26 protein-coding genes are annotated in these 21495 nt (G+C 64.9%); 9 read left to right on the forward strand and 17 right to left on the reverse strand.

The genetic code is table 11. From position 1 onward, the window contains the following. The first annotated feature begins 11 nt into the window (after positions 1 to 11). A complete protein-coding gene (locus tag D571_RS0106550; RefSeq protein ID WP_018935876.1) occupies positions 12 to 1268 on the forward strand; it encodes an FAD-dependent oxidoreductase in 1257 nt (418 codons plus the stop codon). Here the strand turns inward: D571_RS0106550 and D571_RS0106555 are convergent. Genes D571_RS0106555 through D571_RS0106565 form a run of 3 tightly spaced genes read right to left on the reverse strand, consistent with a single transcriptional unit; the run spans position 1265 to position 3603 of the window. Continuing rightward, positions 1265 to 2605, reverse strand: a complete 1341-nt coding sequence (locus D571_RS0106555) for a HAMP domain-containing sensor histidine kinase (protein ID WP_018935877.1) — start codon at positions 2603 to 2605, stop codon at positions 1265 to 1267. The genes D571_RS0106550 and D571_RS0106555 overlap by 4 nt on opposite strands. 21 nt (positions 2606 to 2626) lie before the next feature. Beyond that, complete coding sequence (locus tag D571_RS0106560; protein ID WP_018935878.1) at positions 2627 to 3328, reverse strand: response regulator transcription factor; 702 nt, start codon at positions 3326 to 3328, stop codon at positions 2627 to 2629. After that, positions 3325 to 3603 (reverse strand): PepSY domain-containing protein, encoded by a 279-nt coding sequence (locus D571_RS0106565; protein WP_018935879.1) that lies wholly within the window; start codon positions 3601 to 3603, stop codon positions 3325 to 3327. Before D571_RS0106565 ends, D571_RS0106560 begins: the two co-directional genes overlap by 4 nt. Before the next feature lie 93 nt (positions 3604 to 3696). Here D571_RS0106565 and D571_RS0106570 point away from each other — a divergent pair, with 93 nt between their 5' ends. Beyond that, complete coding sequence (locus D571_RS0106570; RefSeq protein ID WP_026287652.1) at positions 3697 to 4032, forward strand: DUF2288 domain-containing protein; 336 nt, start codon at positions 3697 to 3699, stop codon at positions 4030 to 4032. A 7-nt stretch (positions 4033 to 4039) separates the two neighbouring features. Here the strand turns inward: D571_RS0106570 and D571_RS0106575 are convergent, their stop codons facing one another. Beyond that, positions 4040 to 4351 (reverse strand): PilZ domain-containing protein, encoded by a 312-nt coding sequence (locus D571_RS0106575; RefSeq protein WP_083916876.1) that lies wholly within the window; start codon positions 4349 to 4351, stop codon positions 4040 to 4042. Between the two features lie 232 nt (positions 4352 to 4583). On the opposite strand from D571_RS0106575, the gene D571_RS0106580 reads away from it, so the two are divergent. Together D571_RS0106580 and D571_RS0106585 are read left to right on the forward strand one after the other, a co-directional pair. Continuing rightward, on the forward strand, positions 4584 to 4895 hold the full coding sequence (locus tag D571_RS0106580; RefSeq protein ID WP_018935882.1) for a c-type cytochrome: 312 nt from the start codon (positions 4584 to 4586) through the stop codon (positions 4893 to 4895). A 31-nt stretch (positions 4896 to 4926) separates the two neighbouring features. Then, positions 4927 to 6222 carry an NAD(P)/FAD-dependent oxidoreductase gene (locus D571_RS0106585; RefSeq protein ID WP_018935883.1) on the forward strand — a complete coding sequence of 432 codons (1296 nt, stop codon included), beginning with the start codon at positions 4927 to 4929 and terminating at the stop codon, positions 6220 to 6222. A gap of 102 nt (positions 6223 to 6324) precedes the next feature. Here the strand turns inward: D571_RS0106585 and D571_RS0106590 are convergent, their stop codons facing one another. Beyond that, positions 6325 to 6525 carry a YdcH family protein gene (locus D571_RS0106590; RefSeq protein WP_018935884.1) on the reverse strand — a complete coding sequence of 67 codons (201 nt, stop codon included), beginning with the start codon at positions 6523 to 6525 and terminating at the stop codon, positions 6325 to 6327. 104 nt (positions 6526 to 6629) lie between these two features. On the opposite strand from D571_RS0106590, the gene D571_RS0106595 reads away from it, so the two are divergent. Next, a complete protein-coding gene (locus D571_RS0106595) occupies positions 6630 to 7400 on the forward strand; it encodes a carboxylesterase (protein WP_018935885.1) in 771 nt (256 codons plus the stop codon). A 2-nt stretch (positions 7401 to 7402) separates the two neighbouring features. On the opposite strand, the gene D571_RS0106600 is transcribed toward D571_RS0106595, so the two are convergent. Continuing rightward, positions 7403 to 8143: a ferredoxin--NADP reductase gene (locus D571_RS0106600; protein ID WP_018935886.1), complete on the reverse strand. Its 741-nt coding sequence runs from the start codon at positions 8141 to 8143 to the stop codon at positions 7403 to 7405. Positions 8144 to 8266: 123 nt separating this feature from the next. On the opposite strand from D571_RS0106600, the gene D571_RS0106605 reads away from it, so the two are divergent. Then, positions 8267 to 8848, forward strand: coding sequence for a thioredoxin family protein (locus tag D571_RS0106605; protein ID WP_018935887.1), 582 nt, complete (start codon positions 8267 to 8269; stop codon positions 8846 to 8848). Between the two features lie 230 nt (positions 8849 to 9078). On the opposite strand, the gene D571_RS0106610 is transcribed toward D571_RS0106605, so the two are convergent. Together D571_RS0106610 and D571_RS0106615 are read right to left on the reverse strand one after the other, a co-directional pair. Then, entirely contained in the window at positions 9079 to 9477 is a 399-nt protein-coding gene (locus D571_RS0106610) for a type II toxin-antitoxin system VapC family toxin (RefSeq protein ID WP_018935888.1), read from the reverse strand. Then, positions 9474 to 9701 (reverse strand): hypothetical protein, encoded by a 228-nt coding sequence (locus D571_RS0106615; RefSeq protein WP_018935889.1) that lies wholly within the window; start codon positions 9699 to 9701, stop codon positions 9474 to 9476. The genes D571_RS0106610 and D571_RS0106615 overlap by 4 nt, the downstream gene beginning before the upstream one ends. A gap of 268 nt (positions 9702 to 9969) precedes the next feature. On the opposite strand from D571_RS0106615, the gene D571_RS0106620 reads away from it, so the two are divergent. Further along, the gene (locus D571_RS0106620) at positions 9970 to 10491 is read left to right on the forward strand and encodes a hypothetical protein (protein WP_026287653.1); all 522 of its coding nucleotides are present in this window, start codon (positions 9970 to 9972) and stop codon (positions 10489 to 10491) included. 220 nt (positions 10492 to 10711) lie between these two features. Here the strand turns inward: D571_RS0106620 and D571_RS0106625 are convergent, their stop codons facing one another. The 7 genes from D571_RS0106625 to D571_RS0106655 all read right to left on the reverse strand — a co-directional run bounded on the left by D571_RS0106625 (position 10712) and on the right by D571_RS0106655 (position 18226). Beyond that, positions 10712 to 11095, reverse strand: a complete 384-nt coding sequence (locus tag D571_RS0106625; protein WP_018935891.1) for a type IV pilin protein — start codon at positions 11093 to 11095, stop codon at positions 10712 to 10714. A gap of 80 nt (positions 11096 to 11175) precedes the next feature. Next, the gene (locus D571_RS0106630; RefSeq protein WP_232196942.1) at positions 11176 to 14835 is read right to left on the reverse strand and encodes a pilus assembly protein; all 3660 of its coding nucleotides are present in this window, start codon (positions 14833 to 14835) and stop codon (positions 11176 to 11178) included. Between the two features lie 116 nt (positions 14836 to 14951). Beyond that, positions 14952 to 15494, reverse strand: coding sequence for a PilX N-terminal domain-containing pilus assembly protein (locus D571_RS0106635; protein ID WP_018935893.1), 543 nt, complete (start codon positions 15492 to 15494; stop codon positions 14952 to 14954). Between the two features lie 27 nt (positions 15495 to 15521). Beyond that, positions 15522 to 16499: a PilW family protein gene (locus tag D571_RS0106640; RefSeq protein WP_232196948.1), complete on the reverse strand. Its 978-nt coding sequence runs from the start codon at positions 16497 to 16499 to the stop codon at positions 15522 to 15524. Between the two features lie 77 nt (positions 16500 to 16576). After that, on the reverse strand, positions 16577 to 17038 hold the full coding sequence (pilV, locus tag D571_RS0106645; RefSeq protein WP_051076164.1) for a type IV pilus modification protein PilV: 462 nt from the start codon (positions 17036 to 17038) through the stop codon (positions 16577 to 16579). 45 nt (positions 17039 to 17083) lie between these two features. Next, positions 17084 to 17587: a GspH/FimT family pseudopilin gene (locus tag D571_RS0106650; RefSeq protein WP_026287658.1), complete on the reverse strand. Its 504-nt coding sequence runs from the start codon at positions 17585 to 17587 to the stop codon at positions 17084 to 17086. Between the two features lie 153 nt (positions 17588 to 17740). Continuing rightward, a complete protein-coding gene (locus D571_RS0106655) occupies positions 17741 to 18226 on the reverse strand; it encodes a GspH/FimT family pseudopilin (RefSeq protein WP_051076165.1) in 486 nt (161 codons plus the stop codon). Between the two features lie 233 nt (positions 18227 to 18459). Between D571_RS0106655 and D571_RS0106660 the strand changes: the two genes are divergently transcribed. Next, positions 18460 to 19326: a formylglycine-generating enzyme family protein gene (locus D571_RS0106660; RefSeq protein WP_026287659.1), complete on the forward strand. Its 867-nt coding sequence runs from the start codon at positions 18460 to 18462 to the stop codon at positions 19324 to 19326. 39 nt (positions 19327 to 19365) lie between these two features. On the opposite strand, the gene D571_RS0106665 is transcribed toward D571_RS0106660, so the two are convergent. Both D571_RS0106665 and D571_RS0106670 read right to left on the reverse strand, forming a co-directional pair. Next, the gene (locus D571_RS0106665) at positions 19366 to 19908 is read right to left on the reverse strand and encodes a protein disulfide oxidoreductase (RefSeq protein WP_018935899.1); all 543 of its coding nucleotides are present in this window, start codon (positions 19906 to 19908) and stop codon (positions 19366 to 19368) included. Continuing rightward, complete coding sequence (locus tag D571_RS0106670; RefSeq protein ID WP_026287660.1) at positions 19905 to 20336, reverse strand: hypothetical protein; 432 nt, start codon at positions 20334 to 20336, stop codon at positions 19905 to 19907. The genes D571_RS0106665 and D571_RS0106670 overlap by 4 nt, the downstream gene beginning before the upstream one ends. A gap of 72 nt (positions 20337 to 20408) precedes the next feature. Here D571_RS0106670 and nadA point away from each other — a divergent pair, with 72 nt between their 5' ends. Next, positions 20409 to 21491 (forward strand): quinolinate synthase NadA, encoded by a 1083-nt coding sequence (nadA, locus tag D571_RS0106675; protein WP_018935901.1) that lies wholly within the window; start codon positions 20409 to 20411, stop codon positions 21489 to 21491. Positions 21492 to 21495 lie beyond the last annotated feature (4 nt).

Below are 21495 nucleotides of genomic sequence, written 5' to 3' on the forward strand. Positions count from 1 at the left end.
GAGGACTGCAAATGCACGTGGTGGTCATCGGAGGCGGCGTGATGGGGGTCACCACCGCGTGGTATCTGCGCGAGGCCGGATTCGAGGTCACCCTGCTGGATGCCGCGCCGGAACCGGCGGCCGGTGCGAGCCACGCCAACGGCGGCATGCTGCACGCCAGCCACGCCGAGCCCTGGAACACCCCGGGCGTGGGCCTCGATCTGCTGCGCTATCTGGGGCGCGAGGACTCCCCGCTGCTGATGCGCCCGCGCGCCCTGCCCGGGCTGGCCGGCTGGGGCCTGCGGTTTCTGTGGCACAGCCGGCATTCAGCCTTCGAGCGGCACGCCCTGGTCAACGCCCGCCTGGCCGCGTTCTCCCTGCGCGAGACCCGGCGCCTGAGCCGGGAGCTGGCCGACGAGGGCCTGGCGTTCGACTTCCGCGAATCCGGCATCCTCAAGATCTTCCGCGATCCGGACAGCCTCGCCCGCAACCGAAGCGCGGCCGAGGCGATGCAGACCGAGGGCGTGCATTTCGAGGCCTGGGACACCGAACAGGTGATCGACCGCGAACCCGCGCTGGCCGGCGTGCGCGACGAACTCTGCGGCGGTCTGTACTTCCCCGATGATGCGGTCGGGGATGCCCGGCGTTTCACCGCCGGCCTGCTGGAAATCGCACGCCGGCACGGACTGCGCTACCGGCCCGCGACGCGGGTGCGACGGCTGCGCACGTTCCAGGGGCGAATCGACGCGATCGAGACCTATGAGGGCCCGGTCGCGGCCGATGCCTGTGTGGTCGCGAGCGGCTACGAGGCCCCGGCCCTGCTGCGCCCGCTCGGGCTGCATCTGCCAGTGGCCCCGGTGAAGGGCTACTCCCTGACCCTGCCGATGGACGCCGAACTTCGGCTGGACCTGCCGCTGATCGACGACGCCAGCAAGGTGGTGATGACCCCGCTGGGCGACCGGCTGCGACTGGCGGGCACCGCCGAATTCGCCGGCCGCGACGCGCGCATGGAGGACCGCCGCGCGGCCAACGTGCTGGCCCAGTGCCGACGCACGCTGCCCGGCCTGCCGGCGCAGTTCGACCACGAGACCATGGCCCCGTGGGCCGGGCTGCGTCCGATGAGCGACCGCGGCACCCCCATTCTGGGGCCTACCGCAGTGCCGGGCCTGCATCTGAACACCGGTGCGGGTCACCTCGGCTGGACCTTCGCCTGCGGCGCGGCGGCACAGGTGCGCGACGGACTCGCCGGGATGGCGCCGGAGGACTCGCTGGCCGCGTTCCGGCTTTAGGGAAACACCAGCCGCAGGCGGGCCCCGCCCAGCTCCGGGGCGCGCTCGATCTCCAGGCGACCACCATGGTCGGTCACCAGGGTATGGATGATGCTGAGCCCCAGCCCCTGGCCGGTCGCCTGGCCATCCGTCCCCTCCCGGGTGTCGGCCCGCTGGCCGCGCTCCAGCACCCGAGCGCGATCCGCCCTGGCGATCCCGGGACCGTCGTCGTCCACCATGAGGACGGTTTCTCCGGCATCGCAGCGGGTGGTGATGAGCACGCGCGAACGGGCATGGCGCACCGCGTTGTCCAGCAGATTGCCCAGCAGTTCGAGCATCGCGCCCGAGTCCATGCGCAGGGCACAGCCCTCAGCCAGATCGCTCTCCAGCGACACCCCCTTGTGCTCCGCCAGACGCCGCAGGGCGCGGCAGGTGCGCTCGATCACCGGCGCCAGCGGCTCCGGGGTCTGGAACGGGACCGGCCCCACCCGCTGAGCCTGGTTGAGCTGGTGCTGGACCATGGCCTGCAGGCGGTCGACCTGGCGCCGCAGATCCTCGTGATCGGGGGCGTGCCCTTCCAGGTTCAGGCGCAGCGAGGCGATCGGCGTCTTGAGACTGTGGGCGAGATCCGCCAGTGCGTTCTGCTGGCGCACCAGACGCTCGCGTTCAAAGTCGATCAGGTCGTTGATGGAACCGGTCAGCGCACCGATTTCGCGCGGGTAGGGCCCCTCCAGATGCACCCGGTCACCGTGGCGCAGGGCATCCAGCTCCGCCCGTACCCGGCGCAGTGGCCGCAGCCCCCAGAACCACAACGCCAGGATCAGCGCCACGATCAACGACAGGGTCATGGTCAGCAGGCCCTGCCACAGCGAGTAGCGGTAGCTTTCCACCTGCTCGTCGAACGCACTGCGGTCCTCCAGCATCTGGAAGATCAGCGGTACGGATTCGCCGTCCAGCTGCCAGCGCACCGTCATGGTGTAGACAAAGTACTCGTCGCGCGACCAGTCGCTCAGCTCGGTGGCCACCGCGGACGGCGAGCGCCAGACGGTGTCACCGGTGGGGCCGATAATGCGCGCGTACAACCCGCTGCCGGGCAGCTGCAGACGGCTTTCCGGCAGCATCTGCGGCACCCGGATGTCGTCGGCGGCCAGCACCTCGGCCATGCCCATCAGCAGCAGGACCTGCGCCTCCAGCCGAGTCTCGGCGGCGTCGGCGGCGTTGTCGCGGAAGGCCGTCTCCAGCACCCAGGCGGTGAGCAACGAAAACAACAGCACCACCGCCACCGCCACCAGCCCGATGCGCAGGAGCAGCGGCGCCCGGGCGGCTCGATCGGCCAGGGAACGATCGGCAGGGGACATGGAAGCGCGTAACGCTCCCGCTCAGGCGTCGGCCGAAGCGGCGTCGGGCTGCAGGGCGAAGCGATAGCCGCGACCGCGCAGGGTCTCGATCACCCCCAGCTCGCCGGCCGGGTCCAGCTTGCGGCGCAACCGGCCGATCAGGACCTCGATCACGTTGCTCTCGCGGTCGTCGTCGTGCTCGTAGAGATAGTCGGCCAGCGCATCCTTGCTCAGCACACGGCCGGGCTGGCGCGCCAGATGCAGCAGCAGGCGGTACTCGAAGGTGGTCAGGCTGACGCCCTCGCCGTGCAGCCACACCGCATCCGACGCGGTATCGATCACCAGCGGACCAAAACGCAGCGCCTCGTGGCCCGACTGCAGGCTGCGCCGCGCCAGCGCGCGCAGGCGCGCCACCAGTTCTTCGACATGAAACGGTTTGGTGAGGTAGTCGTCGGCGCCGGCTTCCAGGCCCTCGACCTTGTCCTGCCAGCGATCCCGCGCGGTGAGTACCAGGATCGGCAGGCGCGATTTCTGCTCGCGGGTGCGGCGGATCACGTCGAGACCGTCCATGCCCGGCAGGCCGAGATCGACCACCGCGATGTCACAGTTGTATTCGGTCAGCAGATAGAGGCCGGTGTCGCCATCGGCGGCGGTATCCACCCGGCACCCGGCCTCCTGCAGTTCGTCGGCCAGCTGACCGCGCAGGTCGGGGTCATCTTCCACCAGCACGATCCGCAGATTCATCGGTGCACCTCCGTACCCTGTTCGATCCGCAGCGTACGGACCTCCCGGTCCTCGGTCAGGATGCGCACCACGAAGATCCGCTCGCTGCCGTCGCCCTCCAGCTCGCGGGCGGAGAGTACCCGCCCCGGGTACAGCGCCTCGACCCGCTCGACGGCCTCGTCCAGGGTCCACACGGTGCCGTTCTCCGCCGTGCCGGCATCCGCCCAGGCACCCGCGGGGCCTGCCAGAAGCGCCGCGAGCAGCGCCGCTCGGATTGCGGACAGCCTGAACGACATGAAGGACCTCCCGGATCGACGGTTGCAGCGCGAAGGGTATCGCCCTAGCCTGAACAGGATCTGAAACCGGCCCGTTTAATGAGTGCGAGCATCATGTCCGAACCGTCCGAACTGCCCGCCGCAGCGCCCGACGAGGGCGAACCCCGCGTCCCCCTGGAACAGGAGGCCGGTCCCATCCGCTGGGGCGAACTGATGCCGCATTTCGCGCGCGGGGTGGTCATCCGCGTGGCGCCGGAGCTGGACCTGATCGAGGTCGCCCGGGCCTTCCGTGACGACGCCACCCACGAGGTCAGCGCATGGCTGGCGAGCGGCCAGGTCGCGCGCGCCTCCGACGAGGATGCCCGCCGCTGGACCGAAAGCGACCCGGTGTTCACTGCCATCGTGGCGGCACCCTGGGTACTTGCCCAGGAGCGCACCACGGCGCATTAGGGCCGGGTCAGCCGCCGAGTTCCTCGGGGTCGAATTTCACGGCGATGCCGTCGTCGTGCACCCGCACGACCTGCGCCCGCACCCGCGGCGGTTCATCACCGTCTCCCAGCAGACCGAACACCTGCAGCATCAGCTCATCGTCCGACTGCAGCTCCAGCAGCCCGCGCAGATCGGGTTTCTGACCCTCCTCCCAGCGCAGGAAGGCGCCACCACCGGAGATGTCGTTGGTGGTCAGCGTGACCGTTTCCCCCTGCTCCATGGACACCACGACGTTCACCGTCATGGGTATCCGCGGATGACGCCTTCGTTCCTCGTTCATGTTCCCTCTGCCCCGGGTTTCTTAGAAAATGCTAATCGAAAACGGTTTTTTTTTATGCTATACCGACGAGGTAATGATCGACCCAATCACAGATCATGCGCAAGGTCGGGCCCGAACCCGACCGAATCAATCAAGAACCCGGGGCGCACACCGGGCCACAAGGAGGAAGGCAGCGGATCACGGCTGCCGTCGCTTAAAGAGCAAACCTTCACAAACGGAGGAGTCCGTACCCATGAAGAAATCGCGTCTTACTTTCGCGGGGCTGGTCGGGGCCGTGGCCCTGACCGTGCCCTTCGCCCAGGCTTCGGCCGACGACGAAATCACCCGCGGGCAACTGATGGCCGACACCTGCATCAACTGCCACAGCGCCGCATCCGCCGAGGCCGGGGGGGCCCCGGATCTCAGCCGCTATCCCTCCGACCTCATCGTCAGCCAGATGAAGGCGTTTCGCGATGGCGATCGCCCGGCAACGGTCATGGACCGTCATGCCAGCGGCTACACCGACGAGGAAATTGAAGCCATGGCCGCCTACTTCGGCCAGTAACGGCGTATAACGAGACAGAGGGAGCCAGATCATGCAGGAATTTTCCCGCCGTAATTTCATCAAGGTCGTGGGGGCCGGCAGCGCCGTGGCCCTGACCGGCATCGGCTGCGCGCCGCAGAAGACGCGCAACAATGGCAAGGCCCATGTCGTCGTGGTCGGCGGCGGCTCGGGCGGTGCGACCGCTGCCAAGTACCTCAAGAAATACTCGCCGGACGTGGAGGTCACCCTGGTCGAGCCGAGCGCCACCTACTACACCTGTTACGGCAGCAACTGGGTGCTGGGCGGCATCGTCGACATGGACTTCATCGAGCAGACCTACGGCGCGCTGGAAAGCCGCCACGGGGTCAAGGTCGTACAGGACCGGGTCACCGCGGTGGATGCCGAAGACCGGTCCGTGCGTCTCGGGAATGGTGACACTCTGCGTTATGACCGGCTGGTGATGTCGCCCGGCATCGACTTCCGCTATGACGCAGTCGACGGCATCAGCGAGGATGACGCCGAGCGCATCCCGCACGCCTGGAAGGCCGGCGACCAGACCCGCATCCTGCGCCAGCAGCTCGAAGAGATGCCGAACGGCGGCACCTTCGTGATGGTGGCCCCGCCCAATCCGTTCCGCTGCCCGCCCGGGCCGTACGAGCGTGTGTCGCTGATCGCCAACTACTTCAAGCAGGAAAAGCCGCGTTCCAAGATCATCATCCTGGACGCCAAGGACGGCTTCTCCAAGCAGGGCCTGTTCGAGGAAGGTTGGGAGCAGGAATACGGCGACATGATCGAATGGCGCGCGGCCTCCGACGGCGGACTGGTCGAAGCAGTCGACGTGCGCAACATGACGGCCATCGCCGACGCCGGCTTCGAGGAAGTCCAGGCCGACGTGATGAACTTCATCCCGCGGCAGCATGCCAACCGGATCGCCCACGACGCGGGCCTGACCAACGGTGAAGGCTGGTGCCCGGTACACCAGGACACCTTCAGGTCGGAGATGGACGACAACATCTACGTGCTGGGCGACGCCTCGGTGGCCGGTGCGATGCCCAAATCCGGGCATTCCGCCAACACCCAGGGCAAGGTCGTCGCGGCGGCCATCGCCCACGAACTGACGGATCGCGAACCGGTCAGTCCGACCGCCGTGAACACCTGCTACAGCCTGGTCACCCCGGATTACGGCATCAGCGTGGCCGCGGTGTACCGGTTCAAGGATGGCGAGATGCAGGGCGTCGAAGGCGCCGGCGGCCTCAGCCCGACCGGTGCGGATTCCCGCACCCGTGAGCAGGAGGCGCAGTACACCCGCGGCTGGTACGCCGGCATTACCGCGGACATCTGGGGCTGAGCAACCCCTTCCGCCTCATCACACGAACGGGATGGACCCTGTTGACGGCGCCCTCCGGGGCGCCGTTTTTTTGCATCCCCCCTCGCCTCGGCGCCGCCTCCCTCAGGCGTTCAGATCGGGGATCAGCCGACTGCGCAGCCGCTGGATGCTGTCCTTGAGCTGCAGCTTGCGCTTCTTCAGCCGTCGGATCTCGAGAAAATCCGGCGACGGACGCGCCTGCATCGCCTCGATCGCCCCGTCCAGGGCCCGATGCTCCGCCTCCAGTTCCGTCAGTCTTGCGCGTATCTCGCTGTCGTATTCCACGTCCGCTCCCCGGGATCCAACTGGATCCAACGCCTCGCGTATCATCCCAGACCGGCCCGATCAGGGCCACAGGCCCGCTCACCCGCAAGCCCGGAGACTGCAACATGGCCGTACGCAACACGTCGCTGTCCATCCCCACGCCGCGCGGGATCCGGCTGAGCGGCGTACTGGTGGAACCCGACGGTCCGCTGCGCGGCAAGGCCTGCATCGCGCACTGCTTCGCCTGCTCCAAGGATTTCCCCGCCACCGTGCGCCTGGCCCGCGCGCTGGCCGAAGAGGGCTACGCCACCCTGCGCTTCGACTTCGCCGGACTGGGCGAATCCGAGGGCGCGTTCGAGGATTCCACCGTGCAGACCGGCTACGAGGACCTGGAAGCAGCACTGGATACCCTCGCCGCGCACCGCCCGGACACCGAGCCCACCCTGCTGCTGGGCCACAGCTTCGGCGGGGCCCTGGCCATCCTGGTCGCCCCCGAGCGCCCGGAGGTCGACGGCGTGATCACCATTGCCGCCCCAAGCCGCCCCGGGCACGTGCGTCACCTGTTCCAGGACCATGCCGAGGAGATCGCGCGCGAGGGCCACGCCCGGCTGATCATCGGCGGACGCCCGGTCACCATCGGCCGAGCGCTGCTGGAGTCCATTGAGGAGCCCACGCTGGAGAACCCGCTGGCCCGGCTCAACCGACCAATCCTGCTGCTGCACGCCCCCGGGGATACCGTGGTCAACGTGGACCATGCCGGGCACATCTTTCGCATGGCGCAGCACCCGCGCAGCTTTGTCGCCCTCAACCGCGTCGACCACCTGCTGTCGCGCCCGGAACACACCCGCTACGTCGCCGGCCTGATCCGCGCCTGGTCCGCCAACCTGACCGATTGACCCTACCAGTAACTCTCGGTGGTGAGATGCCCCGGCTTGCGCCGGCGGTTCTTCTGCAGACCGCGTTCGCGCAGCAGGGCCTGGGTATCGGAGACCATGTCGGGGTTGCCGCAGAGCATCACCTGGGAGTGCTCCGGCGAAAAATCGATTCCCGCCTGCGCCTCCAGCGCACCCTCCGAGAGCGCCGTGGTGATGCGCCCCTGAATGGCTCCGGGGTGCGCCTCGCGGCTGACAAAGGGGATGTACTGAAACCGCTGCGCATCGCGCTCCGAAAAGCCCGCAATGGTGTCCTGGTAGGTAAGCTCCTCGGCGTGGCGCACCGCATGCACCAGACGGATGTTCTCGAAGCGCTCCCAGGGCTCGTCGGTCTTCAGGATGGACAGGAACGGCCCGATTCCGGTCCCGGTCGACAGCAGCCACAGATCACGCCCGTCAGGCAGCTCGCTCAGGGTGAAAAACCCCGTGGCGCGCGGCATCAGTTCCACTGTGTCGCCGGGTTCGAGCTGCACCAGGCGGTTGGACAGCGGTCCGTCCGGCACGGTGATCATGTAGAAATCCAGTGGGCGCTCGTCCGGGGCGTTCACGTACGAATACGGCCGCCCCACCAGTTCGCCGTCGATCTCCATGCGCAGGCGGTTGAACTGCCCGGCCGCAAAGGGCTCCACGTCCGCATCGATGCGCAGCGAGAACAGGCGGTCGGTCCACTGCTTGCGTTCCTGCACGGTGCCGGTCACCCAGCCCATATTCCTGACTCCTGTACTTGGTTAAGGGCAAGCATGCGGGCGGCGCCCGGGCATTTCAAGCATCCCCGGGACGGCCCCTATAATATCGTCCATCTCTGAAAACCACAGACAGGAGTACAACCGATGGCACGCACCCCCTCGCAGATGATCGAGCTGGGCACCGAAGCCCCCAACTTCCAGCTGCCCGATGTCGTCTCCGGCGAGACCATCAGCCTGGACAGCTTCCCCGACGCCAAGGGCTACATGATCGCGTTCATCTGCAACCACTGCCCCTTCGTGCAGCTCATCCGCCACGAATTCGCGCGCTACGGACGTGAATACACCGAAAAGGGCATCGCGGTGATCGCCATCAACTCCAACGACATCGAGGCCGTCCCGGAAGACGCCCCGGACGCGATGCGCGACGACGCCCGCCGTTTTGGCTACAATTTCCCGTACTGCCTCGACGAAGACCAGTCCGTGGCCAAGGCCTACCAGGCCGCCTGCACCCCGGATCTGTACCTGTTCGACGCCGACCGCAAGCTCTACTACCGCGGCCAGTTCGACAGCACCCGCCCCGGCAGCGACCAGCCCGTGACCGGCGAAGACCTGCGCAACGCCACCGAGGCCCTGCTCGCCGGCCAGCCCGCACCCGAGCCCCAGCACCCCAGCCTCGGCTGCAACATCAAGTGGAAGCCCGGCAACGAACCCGCCTATTTCGCCTGAAACCCGTCGACGAACGCCGCGATCGGCGAGAGGGCTCGCCTCCTACGGCCAGGGCGGTCTCGTAGGAGCGCAGCCCCCTGCGCGATCCGGCGCTATCCGGAGCAGTCCGGAAGCACGCCCCCGCGCGGACTGCGCGCGCGACCGGCCTCATGGTCGCGGCTGGGAGGAGGCCGTCTTACGCTGCGGTTCCAGCCAGAAGACACGTTCCGACGCATGGGCCAGGCCACCAATTACTCGAACCAGTCGGTGACCTGCAGGTCGGGAATGCGTTGAAACTCACCGGTGTTGTGGGTAACAAGCGTGGCGGCGCGTACGAGGGCCGACGCAGCAATCAGTGTGTCCATCGGGGCGATGGGAACACCTTTCCCCTCAAAGACCGCGCGGATGCGAGCCGCCTGATCGGCTGCTTCACGGTCGAACGGAATCACCGTCACCACGTCGAGCAACTCGTCCAGCTGACGCTGACGCTTATGCGGCTCGGAGGATTTGTTGATACCCGTCTGGATCTCGAAGACCACGATGGTCGGGACAAGAATATCGCCGGGAGCGGTCGCCAGCAGGCGCTGGGCCACCTTGCCCTGCCCCTTGAAGAAATAGATCAGGGTATTGGTGTCCAGCGCATATTTCACAGCTCTTCCCGCGCGCTGTCCGACCCGGAGACCCGCAGCTCATCCAGGCTCGGGAAATCCGCCCACTGGCCCGGCAAGGCCCGAACGTTCTCGGGCCATTCGTTCCGGGTATTGTCTTCCACCAGCCGGGCCACATATCGGCTCACCGGGAGACCCGCAGCCCGCGCCGCCTGCTTGAGGCGCTGTTCGTGTTCCTGATCGAGATAGATGGTGACCTGGCCCATAAGTCCTCCCGGCATCGGACATATAAGTGCAAGTATAGGTAACCCCCGATATCTTCGCCAGGTTTCTTCCCTGACCCGCAATCCACCGCCGGAGCGCAGGCCCCTGCCCGACGCAGCACCGGGGACAACCCAATCGGCGAGAGGGCTCGCCTCCTACGGGCCGGGGTTACCTTGTGGGAGCGCAGCCCTCTGCGCGATGCGGCGCGGTTTTGGGCGGGTGCGGCGGGATCGTATACTCGCCGGACGTGTACGCAACCAGCGGTGTCGCATGCCCCCGAGCAATATCGTCGAAGGCCCTCGCGTAGCCACCTGGCACTGTCCCTCCTGCCGCGAATCCGTGCCGCGACTGCTGCCCAACGGCAGCGCCAACCGCGTGACCCTGCCGCCCGAACGTACCATGCTGCCGGATGACGACATCCGCGCGGCCTGCGAACGGGTACAGGGACTACGCGCTCCGGAGGTGTGCTACGCCTGCGACCAGGCCTTCCAGGAACTGCTGGGCACGCTGGTGCGCCCGCCGGCCGAGGAAGGAGACGCCCGGGGCGAACCCGGGCTGAACGACACCGGCGTGATCGGTGCCCTGATCCCGCTGGCCGAACGCGGGACCCAGCTGCTCATCTTCAACGTGATCGCCGGCGAACTGCGCTGCACCGAGATCGAATACCTCACCGATTTCGATCCCGACCGCCTCACCTACCCCGGATCACGCGGGGCGATTGCCCCGCGGATCTGGGCGCTGTACCAGCAGCACCTCGCCGAACTACACGGCACCCCGTCAGAGCGCGAATGAACCACGGGATTGTGGCAGTCTCTGTCCGCTCTGATTCCGGTTCAGGCCGTCTACCCCGATCGCTCCTCCAACGGTGGCTGGCGCTACTGAATCCATAACCCTCCATGGAAACCAATACCCGATCCGTTGCCGACAAAGGAGCACAGACACTCACTACCCATGGAGTATCCATTCCTACTACCGGGTAGACGTTTACCGGATGGAGGCCGGCCCGGAATGGCTACCAACAGGTGTCTTCAGGTTTACGGACGCCCTGGTGGTCAATAGTCATGGTGCTGCAGTCACCCGATTTCACATGCCCATCCTGCCCGCTGGCGGTAATCGTGAATGTGTTGTCTCCGAGATCATCAAGCTCCAGCTCGTAGTAGCCTTCCGGTGACTCACTTGCGATGGAGCAGTTCTCATAACTCATCTCGGCGGTAAAACAGCGCTCCATCTGCTGGGCCGCCTGTGTCAGCCCCGCTTTTCCATCCGAGACCTGCGTACGTTCGACGTGGTTGACGTAGGATGGGTAAGCAATCGCAGCCAATATGGCCACGATCGCAACCACAATCATCAGCTCGATCAGCGTGAAACCGTTTGTTACGAAACCCCGTCGGTTCATCGGAAATCTTCGAAAGTCCAGATTAGGTGGCCTCATCACGCGCTTCCTCGAATTCATTGGACGATTATCAGGACTTGAAGTTACCTCAGCTGCTGCCAGTTCATGCGTCCAGCCGCCCGATCACTGTCTCTGCCGTCGACAGAATCTTCGCCTTCGCCATCGATCAGCAATTGGGTATCAGAGTCGGGGACATCCACTGTAAGAATACGCTCTCCGGTACCCAAGCTGATCCCACTCGGTGCCTCCAGTTGGCCATCGACATCGATGCGATCATCGTCATCAAACTGGCCGTCCTGGTCTAGATCAAACACGGGCTGTTGCAGCTGCCCCCCTGTGCGCAGGTCGAAGTCCATCAAGAAACCACGACGGCCGCTACCGCAGGGATCCTCATCCGGGATGAGGGTTGAGAAACGCACCCGCTGTTCATTTCTTCCCAGCGTAGACGGGTTGGAGATCACGCGTTCGCCCTCGTCCTGGTCCAGGTCGAGCCTCCAGCCCCGGTATTCGGCCGGATCCACGGGGTCATCGGTTATCACCCGTAGTTCTCGCGGCCCCGCGTCGGTGTCGATGGTTTGCTGAGACCTGATGGTCTGCTTGAACAGGTCGGAACGCTCCGCCGGATCGTCCGCCGGAGAGCGGGTATCCCGGACACCGTACAGGGTTTGGACCTGAGAGTCGTCGGCGTCCGGCTCGAAGATATACGATCCGGTACCGAACGCGATCATCGCCGAGTCATGCCCCAGGGCCTGGCCCACCGGACGCGTGGTGATCGGTTGCGGATTTCCGTCCGGATCGGTGACTCGGGCCAGGCGATCGACCGACCATTGGTTGCTGTTATCTTCTGACAGATCAAACACCCATAGGTTACCCAGCAGGTCACCCGCGTACGCGCGACTTGTGCGGAATCCCCCGTCTGGCCAGTCCGTCACGAATGGGGCGGCAAGCCCATTAGGCGAATCGGTATCCCCCGCGCCTGTACCAATCCGCTCCTCGAGTGTGCCGTCCAGCAAGTCCAGGACAAACAGGGATGCCTCGTGCGAATCACTGTTGTATCCATTGCCAAAGATCACGGCCCAATCCCCCGAACGAACGCGTGCAATCTGAGGAACTCCGATCGAAGACCCCAATTCGTCATGGGTAAACTCCCAGAGCACATGATCTTCCGGTGAGAAATCCTCCGGCTCGGAAACGTCCAGTGCGAACACCTGTCGGCCACCCGCACCCAAGGACCCCACCAGGATCGTCCTCACGTCGCCGTCGTCATCGAGGATCTCGCGAACGGCAATCTGTCCATCGACGAAATATCGGTGATTCTGGGTGTAATCCAGGGCTGTCAGGCGGGAGAGCGGAGCAAAATCGCCTTCCGTCTCCGGCAACAGCAGGCTGCTCGGAATGTACGCGAAGAGTTCCTCCCCGCTGTTGCCGTCGAAGGCATGCAACATGCCGTCGTTTGCACCCACATAGAGTACATCGTCCACGAAGACAGGGTCCGAGTTGACGATGTCACCGAGGAGACGAGGGGCACCGGAGCCGGACCGGCTGCGCAGCCCTTGCTGATCCTCGCCCCGGATCCAGTCGACTCGATCCGCGCCGCGACCGTCGTGATCGCCCTCGGGATTGCGGTCGAGAGCACTCGACTGGTCTCCATGAAGAAGATCCCATTGAAACGCAATTCCGCCGCCGTCTCCTGCGGTATCGTCCTCGCCGGCAAAGCGCGTAAAGATGCGCCGGTCATTTGCCGCCGCCTGCGCCGCAAGGATCGTTTCCGCGTCCCAGCAGTCCGCGCATCCAGGATCTGCCACATTGCCGTCGGAATCGATCGGGCGCCCCGTGAGCATGCCAGACCAGTCCTCGGAGCGGAAACCCGCACTGAACAGCAAGGTGTCTGACTGCAGGATGGCCGAGCTCGCGGCGGCGGAGGTGCTCGTACCTGCAAGCTCAAGGGAAATGGCCTCGAAGGCTTGCTCCAGGCTTTCAACCATAGTCCGGGCTTCCCCGGCCGTGAAGAAATTGTCTGGCCGGAGAAAAGAGTCTCCTTTGCCACGCGGTCCAAACGGGGTCAATTCCTCCCCATTCCGGTGCCACCAGTCCTCCGGCAGAGGCTGGTCGCCCCACTCGTCGGCGTCGAAGTCCTCCGGGAGGCGCGCCCCGCCGTACTTCGCCGCAAGGGCAAACTGATTGTAAGCCATGCCCTCCAGTGATTGATCTTCGAGCACATCGATCCAGTATGACTGGGCACTGGTGCGGCCACCATCAAGATCGGGGCGGATGTCATGCGCATTCGCATGCCAGGCCAAGCCCGCCATGTAGGCCGAATTTTCGCGTCCGGTAAAATTGCATTGGTTGCCAATATTTCCGATCCCTTCCATCTGGCCAACGCGGTTGGTCTCCGTAACGACATTCACTGTGTCGTCCGCACTGACCTCGGGCGGGGTGGACGGTTCGTCGTTCGAACAAGTGCTGCCGGGGAGGTTCTTGTCGCGGTGGGTGTAGATGTCGCCGATCCCCAGTATCGTGTTGGGCTGACACCAGTGATCGACGGGGTCATCCCAGTCGTCGATCACGGGGAAACCGTCCGCCACCTCGTACGCGCTCCAATCCGGATCCGCCATGGAATACAGCTGCGACGGATACGAGCTGTACGACCGGACGTGCCCCTGATTCTTCAGATAACGCAGACTCGCGTAAGACAGTTCGCTCACCGGGTCAATTTCCTTGTGGTCCCGGTCCGTCATCTGGCCGAACTTGTTCAGGTAGTTCAGGATGCCGCTATCCTCGATACCGGCGGCTCGGGTCTGGCTGGCCCAGTCGTCGTCCGGATTGCGGATGATCACACCGGTACGTTCGTCCCACTCGGCGCGCGGATTGTTCACCATCCCGCCTTCGCCGTCGGGCTTCGTCGGACCGATGTACTTCTGTTTGGCACGCAGGACGCCGCCATCGCGCAGAATGTCGTGGTCATTGATGTACCCGAACAGGCTGTAACGGATCCGGTCGGAATACTCCTGCAGAGTCCCCTCGGGCTTCCAGCCGCCTGCATACTGCCGGCAGTTATCCTCAAGCAGCCCCGATTCGCACACACTCACACGAACACTGACCTCGTACGCCTGATCCCCAGAAACCTCGGTACCGGGATCAAACGCAGCGACATTCTGGTTGACGCGATTGTCTTCGAGACGGAAACGCATCTTGTTGCCCAGACCCTCAATCCGCATGCGCATCCATCCGAAGTCGCCGAAGGGCGTCGCCCCGTGCATGACGGAGGTATCGAAACCGCTATCAGGCAATCGGCGATTGGGGTAGATGTTGTCGCCCCCCTGGCCGGTGTGACGGGCCTTTTCGAGCCAGGTTTCGCTCTTTGTGTCGCGCACCCTGTAGCCTCCGGTCAGTGCGGAGCGGAACGGGTCCACCGTCTGGGTCGCTGCCCAGTTCAGGAAATTTCCGCTCCACGGTGCAGCGTCGGAGGTGCAGCGACGATCCGAAGTGAACCTGACCGGCGCGAAGTGGCGCTCAGCTTCGTCCTCATCGTAAACGTACTGGTAGCACTTGTTGGAATCGAAGTAGCCAGCGTACTCCTCACCCTCGGAATAGGTCCCCAGGTTCGCCAGGCTGTTGATCGTGGGCCACTCCACGGACGGAACTAGCACCAGACTTCCCGGGACATCCTGCAGCGAAAACAATGGTTGCTGGGCCACATCGAGTTCAGCCGAGGCGGGCGAAGCTAGAATACCCAGGGTCAAGCACCCCACCAAAACCATGGACGACGGGAATCCGGTTGGGCGGGCAATCTGGTGATGTACAGGATGCATATCGGGGCCTCAGCTTGAGTCGTTCCAGAGGTCAGGTAAATTCGCCTTCATTCACCCAATTCGGGCGGGCAGGAAACCAGCGGGCTGTTTCGCGGTATGATGTCCGCACGAAGCGTCACTCGAGCGTTTTCCGTACCGCCGACGCCATGACCGAAGATCGGAAAGATGCGGTCGCATTCGGGTTCCGCGATATCCATGCTTCCCGGCACCCGGCTGTAAGAGGGCGGATTGACGTAGTAGGCAGCGTCTTCCGCCAGCTCAAGGTCGAGATCGTTCATGTCCAGAGTTCCATGCGCCGGGTCCCCATCCCAGGAGAAAGGCTTCTCCAGGCGGTCATGGGTTTGTGCGGTTCCGTGGTTGGCGGTCGAACTTTCAAGCCACCCTTCGCCTTGGCGAAGCGCGGCCTCGCTGGCCTGGAAGGCGAGGTTTCGGTCGTGCCAGTGACCGGACATACGCTCCTGCAACAAGGTGTCCTGCATGCCGGCAATGGCGAGGATGGTCACGACCAGCAGGAGGATCAGGCCGACGATCAGGGCAGAGCCCCGCTGCGTGGCGCGGGCGCCCGGTCGCTTGTTGATTAGCGGGTACATTCCAGAAGGTGTACGGTTCATATGCATTCAGTCCAGGCGGTTTCGCAGGCCGGTTGTGGACGTGAAGACCTGGTAGAGCCGACGGTCGTCTGCCGTCCATGTGCCGCCATCGACCGCGAGTTCCTGCGGCGCATCCACCACGTTCTCGGTGTCGGCACTTTTCGCAATCAGGATGATGCGGATGGCCCGCACGTCTTCCCAGTCGCTGACATTATCCGCAGTCACGAATTGGTTGACCCGTCGGTCGTCACTTGTATCTACCCCATAGCGAACCCGAAAGTCCTCGACGCCGGTCACCAGCTCTTCGTCGCGCGCAGTCCCCAGGCCAAAATCGAGGCGTCGCAGGGCTTTCTGGCCCGTGGAGTCGCTCCTGCCCACGTAGTAGAGCCGGGACTCGAAGCGGAACAGTTCCGCATTCTCGTCAAATTGTTTGGAAAGGTCATTCAGGCCCGGGTTGAGATTGCCGGGGTCCATTGCAGCGGCGCCTCTGGTGATCGTATTGGCATTCGAGTTGGCTGTATTCTGGAAAACATCACAGGCTTCGGCGTCACTGATTACCACAAGCTGTTCGCGAGCAACCCCGCTGGGACCATCGAGGTTCACCGTAGCTGCATTGGCGGGTGTATTCCCGCTGGGAGAAACGTCCATGCTGGAAGCTTTTTTCAACAGCAGGACGTCCGTTCCGCCAACGTAGTTGATCATGTCATCTGAATACTCGCCTGGTGGTTCCTGATGCCAGCCCATCAAGGCACCTGTCCCGAAGTCGTGGATCTGATCGTCATACTCAGAGTCACTCGAATCGAGTAGAGAATTGATCTCTGCTCCGGGCATGCAGGCGCCGCGCAGCCCGGTCTGACGGATGTCGCGGGCGAGGATTTCGGTCGCGAAACGCCCGGTCTCCTGGACCTTGCTCATGGCCTCCTGAGTTCGGTACGTCTGGCTGGTTCCAATGAATACGCTGATCACGGCGCCGATCAGGAGAATGCCGAGCACGAGGGCGATCATCAGTTCCACGAGCGTCAGGCCACGGATGGTGCGTGGCGATACCGCGCTATCACTGTTGGGAAGGTGTGTGGGCATGGTCACAGGCGCGTCCTGATTCTGAAGGTTTCGGGCGATTCCTCGCCTCGGGTGTCATCCCAGGAGATGGCGATAGTAACGATGCCGGTATTCGAGTCCGTGTCGATGCGCCCCGATGGATCCGGGAGCGTGTTGTCGACATCCGTCATCCAGCGGTTGAGTTCCACGCGTACGAACGCATCTCCGGTCTCGACCGCCGGAGGACTCTCATACAGCCCGTCATAGTCCTGATCCAACGCTGCCTCGCGGTCGACTCGCATTACGTCGAGGATGTCGTAAGCGAGGATCGTGGCTTGCGCGCGCATGTATGCGCTCTGGTTCGCCTTCAGCGCATTACCCTGCAGACTTGCCAGGCCAATGAGACCGATGGACAGCACCAGTACGGTCACCAGTATCTCGATCAGGGTGACACCAAGCTGCGGGGAACGGCCAGGACCGATGGTGGTCCGGTTTGCCCGATTCATGAAGCGCGTTTCACGCACGACGACTCCTCCTTCGAATTCGCTCGTTCATGGGCAATTCGTGCGCTCCACGCTGACACGCCCCCCCCGAGAGACTTTCAGGGTTCGAGCCCGCTCACCCGAGCAGTTCTCGGCATGGACCTCAAACTCGACCTCCGAGGAGGCACTAGACCCCGGTTCCTCGTAGCGCGAGCCAAGGGCATCAAACGGAACGGACTCGATGCCGCTGGCGTCAATCACCGAAGTTGCATGGGGAGCGTCCCAGATGCGAAGCACATCGTCGCCCGTTGCGTTACACCCGGAGCCGAGCTCGACTCGCCAGCCCTCTTCCCAATTGTCCGAGCTATCTGCACATACCGTGACGACCTCGCCACGCCGAACCGCTTCACTCCTCGCCAGATTGATCGCCGTTGTCAGCTCATTGGCTAGCGTCGTGGCCCGGTTGTTCTGCACAAGCGCCTGAAACCCCGGAACGGCCAGAGTCAGCACGATCGCGAGCACCGCGATGGTGACCATCAGTTCCACGAGGGTGAATCCAGAGGTTCGGGTCATGGCGCGCCAGTCTTTGCGGAGTTTTCTTTGATCCGAGTGTTGAGCATGACGCTCGCCTGCTGCAAGGTTCGGTCGCACCAACGGTCAGATTTGTTACGCGAACGGTCGCTCGGCGACCACTGGACCCCCCCCCAAATGAATGCCCCGAACTTTCTACGGCTCCTGATCACAATGAGTGTCTGAGGTACGTGGACGCCCAGAGCTGCTGATGACGATAGTGCGGCCTTCGTTCGATCCCGCGCAGATCGAGATGGTGCCCATCAGCAGAGCCCCCGAGAGGCGTTCGGATTGGCCGATCGCGTTGTACGAGATGTACCGACTGACCGGTTGGTTACCGGTCACAGTCACGCTGGGATCGGTCCACGCAGTGCCTACTCGCAAGATGCTGTCTGGACCGGATGGCTGCCCGGAGCGCGCCGGGTTGGCGTAGAGGAGCCAGCCACCATCCCAGTCCGCACCGCTGGTGCAAGTCGCGCCATCGGCGGAGGCGCAGAGGCTAACCATCGTGCCTCGCCGAATGGCCTCGCTGCGAACCATGTGCAGCGTGGTCAGGAATTGATTGGTTGTTGCAGTCAGGCGGGCCTGTTCAACGAGATTTCCGAACGCGGGCGCCCCCAGCTTCAGTAGGGCCGAAATCATCAGCAGCGTAAACAGCAGTTCGATGAGGGTCAGCCCGCGGGTCCGCGAGCGGCATGCGATTGGGTTCACGTCGGCTCCTCCCTGAGTCCGGACATGGTTGCGGGCGGCCGGGCCGCCATGGGTGGCAAGCTAGCGCGCCTCATGCTCCGCCACAACCCCTTGCGAGAGAAACGGGAACCCGATGCAGGGCCGGTTGCCTTATGGTGTGGGCCATGACGCGACCCGGAGGAAGGATGGCAAAGAACGTTCAGCGAATGGATCAGGCGGGTCTGCTGGACCTGCAGCGCAGCGCGGCACGCTCGGCCGGGGTGGACATCGCGTTCCGCGACAGCGCCCGTTCGGGCGTGCCCACGCCGGAGCTGGTGGTGATCCCGCCGGGGGAACTGGAGATCGGCTCCGATGCCACGGAGTTCGGGCGCCAGGAGCACGAGGGCCCGCGGCGGCTGGTGACGCTGGAGCGGCCGTTCGCGCTGGGCCGCTTTACGGTCACGCTCGAGGAATGGCGGGCCTTCGAGGAGGCTACGGACCATGAGCGGTGGGACTGGCTCGTGCGGCCGAAGACGCCACGCACGCCGATGTTCAACATCAAACCGGCGGGGGTGCGCAAGTATCTGGAGTGGCTGAGCGAGGAGACCGGGCAGCGTTACCGCCTGCCGACCGAGGCCGAGTGGGAGCATGCCTGCCGCGCGGGGACGACCACGCCGTTCGCGTTCGGCGAGGTGGTGGGCTGCCGCGACGTGCATTTCAATTCGCTGTTCCCGTACGAGGAGCGGCGCCAGCGGCGCAAGTGGTACATCCCGGCGTGCTTTCCGCTGAACCGGCCGCTGGAGGTGGGCAGTTTCCAGCCGAACCTGTGGGGGCTGTACGACATGCACGGGAACGTGCAGGAGTTCACGGCGACGCCCTGGCACGACAACCACGCGAGCCTGCCGCGCGACGGGGTCTACGGGCCGGAGCCGGACAACGAGTGGCTGGTGACCAAGGGCGGCTCGTGGTTCGACCCGGCGGTACTCACGCGCAGCGCCGCCCGCCGGCGCCGCAACGCGGACGAGATGGACACCAACCTGGGATTTCGCGTGCTGCGGGAGCTGGAGGGCTGAAGCCCTGCTGCTTCGCGCCCCTGACCCCGATCAGGACCATCAGAGCCAGCGGGCGAGCCAGAGCCGGAAGCGCAGTTCCAGCGGCGGGGCGTAGCCCTGCTTGCGGAAGACGACGTCGCCGTCGGTGTTGATGATGAAGCTGGCGGGGACGCCCTGGACACCGTAGCGCGCGGCGATCCGGCCCTGCGGGTCGTTGACGGTGGTCAGTTCACGCTCGCGTTCGTTGAGGTGCGCGATGACCTCTTCGCGCTCGCCGGACTGCATGGCGACGGTCAGTACCGGATGGCTGTCCGACAGGCGTACGATCTCGCCTTCCTCCAGCCGGCAGATGGCGCACCAGCTGGCCCAGAAATGCAACAGCACGGGTTCGTCGCCCACGTAGTCGGCGAGGGCCACGGGCGAGCCGTCGAGCAGTTCGGCCTCGAACTCGGGCGCCGGGCCTTCCACCATGTCGCGGGCCATCCAGGCGCGCACCAGCAGGAAGATGGCCAGCGCGATGGCGATCTGGATGCCCCAGCCGAGCGCACGGCGGCGCGCGGTGGGCTTCGGGCGTTTGGGTTTGTCGGGCTGGGTATCGGTCAACGGATCATCTCGGCCTGGCCGGGTCGGGCACGGGTGCCGCGCTGCTTGGGGCCCTTGCGCACGGCAATGCGTACCAGTTCGTCCTCGTCGTCCATCAGTTGTTCCCGCTGGTCTTCGCTCAGCAGCGGGTTGCGGGCCACGAAGTAGCGCAGGTTGGGGTCGCGGTCGTTCACGCAGGCGGCCACCTGCTCCGGGGTGAGGTCGGGCCGCTTGGCGCAGTTCAGGCGCACGGTCTGGTTGGGGTCCGCCAGCAACAGCGCGATTTCCTCGGGCTGCAGATCGAGACGGCGGGAGAAATACGCCTTGACCTGGGCATGCTGGTCGCGCACCAGAAACGGGCGCCAGCACGGGTCGAGGTCGGCAGCCAGCGCCATCTCCATGCGCTGGTCGAAGGACAATTGTCGGTACTGTTGCTCAAGCTCGGTCATGACAGGGCCGGAACGACACCGGAAAGGGGCCTGTCGTATTATAAGCAGACTGTACTGACGGCGAGGATTCCCATGACCGCACCGGTGGCCGACAAACCGCTGTTTCACGTGCCGTCCACGGCGCACGTGACCGCGGGACTGCACCATCTCGGCGAGACCGAGCGCGCGGAGCTGGTGGAACGCATCAAGCGCCTGCTGCGCGAGCGCGACGCGGTGCTGGTGGCGCATTATTACGTGGACGAATCCCTGCAGCGCCTGGCCGACGAGACCGGTGGCTGCGTGGCGGATTCGCTGGAGATGGCGCGCTTCGGCAAGGACCATCCGGCGAGCACTCTGGTGGTGGCCGGGGTGCGTTTCATGGGCGAGACGGCCAAGATCCTCAGCCCGGAAAAACGCGTGCTGATGCCCACGCTGGAGGCCGAGTGCTCGCTGGACCTGGGCTGCCCGGCCGACGAGTTCGCGAAGTTCCGCGCGCAGCACCCGGACCATACCGTGGTGGTGTATTCGAACACCTCGGTGGACGTGAAGGCACAGGCGGACTACGTGGTCACCTCCAGCATCGCGGTGCCACTGGTGGAGCACCTGCGCGACCAGGGGAAGAAGGTCCTGTGGGCGCCCGACAAGCACCTGGGCGACTACATCCGCCGCACCACCGGCGCCGATATGGTGCTGTGGGACGGCTCCTGCGTGGTGCACGACGAGTTCCGCTCGTGGGCGCTGGAAGACCTGCGCAGCCGCCATCCGGACGCGGCCGTGCTGGTGCACCCGGAGTCGCCGCGCGAGGTGATCCATCAGGCCGACGTGGTGGGCTCCACCAGCCAGCTGATCGCCGCGGTGAAGGACCGCGACGAGCCGGAGTTCATCGTGGCGACCGACAAGGGCATCTTCTACAAGATGCGCGAGGCGGCCCCGGACAAGACCCTGATCGAGGCCCCCACCGGCGGCGAGAGCGCGACCTGCACCAGCTGCGCCCACTGCCCGTGGATGGCGATGAACGATCTGGTCTCGCTGGCCAATACGCTGGAAGACACCGCCGAACCGGCCACCAACGAGATCTTCATCGACGAGGACGCCCGCCTGAAGGCCCTGACCGCGACGCAGCGCATGCTCGACTTCGCCGCCGAGCACCGCAAGGCCACCGCCGGCGACGCCTGACCGG

It is taken from the genome of Thioalkalivibrio sp. ALJ24 (assembly GCF_000377785.1).
GTDB lineage: Bacteria > Pseudomonadota > Gammaproteobacteria > Ectothiorhodospirales > Ectothiorhodospiraceae > Thioalkalivibrio.

Excerpts from the sequence above, each read along its gene's own strand:
- D571_RS0106605 (WP_018935887.1), top strand. The coding sequence starts at position 8,267 with ATGGCACGCACCCCCTCGCAGATGATCGAGCTGGGCACCGAAGCCCCC.
- D571_RS0106580 (WP_018935882.1), top strand. The coding sequence starts at position 4,584 with ATGAAGAAATCGCGTCTTACTTTCGCGGGGCTGGTCGGGGCCGTGGCC.
- D571_RS0106550 (WP_018935876.1), top strand. The coding sequence starts at position 12 with ATGCACGTGGTGGTCATCGGAGGCGGCGTGATGGGGGTCACCACCGCG.
- D571_RS0106640 (WP_232196948.1), bottom strand. The coding sequence starts at position 16,499 with ATGATCGCCCTCGTGCTCGGCATTCTCCTGATCGGCGCCGTGATCAGC.
- D571_RS0106570 (WP_026287652.1), top strand. The coding sequence starts at position 3,697 with ATGTCCGAACCGTCCGAACTGCCCGCCGCAGCGCCCGACGAGGGCGAA.
- nadA (WP_018935901.1), top strand. The coding sequence starts at position 20,409 with ATGACCGCACCGGTGGCCGACAAACCGCTGTTTCACGTGCCGTCCACG.
- D571_RS0106625 (WP_018935891.1), bottom strand. The coding sequence starts at position 11,095 with ATGAACCGACGGGGTTTCGTAACAAACGGTTTCACGCTGATCGAGCTG.
- D571_RS0106615 (WP_018935889.1), bottom strand. The coding sequence starts at position 9,701 with ATGGGCCAGGTCACCATCTATCTCGATCAGGAACACGAACAGCGCCTC.
- D571_RS0106655 (WP_051076165.1), bottom strand. The coding sequence starts at position 18,226 with ATGATTTCGGCCCTACTGAAGCTGGGGGCGCCCGCGTTCGGAAATCTC.
- D571_RS0106560 (WP_018935878.1), bottom strand. The coding sequence starts at position 3,328 with ATGAATCTGCGGATCGTGCTGGTGGAAGATGACCCCGACCTGCGCGGT.
- D571_RS0106600 (WP_018935886.1), bottom strand. The coding sequence starts at position 8,143 with ATGGGCTGGGTGACCGGCACCGTGCAGGAACGCAAGCAGTGGACCGAC.
- D571_RS0106670 (WP_026287660.1), bottom strand. The coding sequence starts at position 20,336 with ATGACCGAGCTTGAGCAACAGTACCGACAATTGTCCTTCGACCAGCGC.
- D571_RS0106565 (WP_018935879.1), bottom strand. The coding sequence starts at position 3,603 with ATGTCGTTCAGGCTGTCCGCAATCCGAGCGGCGCTGCTCGCGGCGCTT.
- D571_RS0106660 (WP_026287659.1), top strand. The coding sequence starts at position 18,460 with ATGGCAAAGAACGTTCAGCGAATGGATCAGGCGGGTCTGCTGGACCTG.
- D571_RS0106575 (WP_083916876.1), bottom strand. The coding sequence starts at position 4,351 with ATGAACGAGGAACGAAGGCGTCATCCGCGGATACCCATGACGGTGAAC.
- D571_RS0106620 (WP_026287653.1), top strand. The coding sequence starts at position 9,970 with ATGCCCCCGAGCAATATCGTCGAAGGCCCTCGCGTAGCCACCTGGCAC.
- D571_RS0106595 (WP_018935885.1), top strand. The coding sequence starts at position 6,630 with ATGGCCGTACGCAACACGTCGCTGTCCATCCCCACGCCGCGCGGGATC.
- D571_RS0106635 (WP_018935893.1), bottom strand. The coding sequence starts at position 15,494 with ATGTACCCGCTAATCAACAAGCGACCGGGCGCCCGCGCCACGCAGCGG.
- D571_RS0106585 (WP_018935883.1), top strand. The coding sequence starts at position 4,927 with ATGCAGGAATTTTCCCGCCGTAATTTCATCAAGGTCGTGGGGGCCGGC.
- D571_RS0106555 (WP_018935877.1), bottom strand. The coding sequence starts at position 2,605 with ATGTCCCCTGCCGATCGTTCCCTGGCCGATCGAGCCGCCCGGGCGCCG.
- pilV (WP_051076164.1), bottom strand. The coding sequence starts at position 17,038 with ATGAATCGGGCAAACCGGACCACCATCGGTCCTGGCCGTTCCCCGCAG.
- D571_RS0106650 (WP_026287658.1), bottom strand. The coding sequence starts at position 17,587 with ATGACCCGAACCTCTGGATTCACCCTCGTGGAACTGATGGTCACCATC.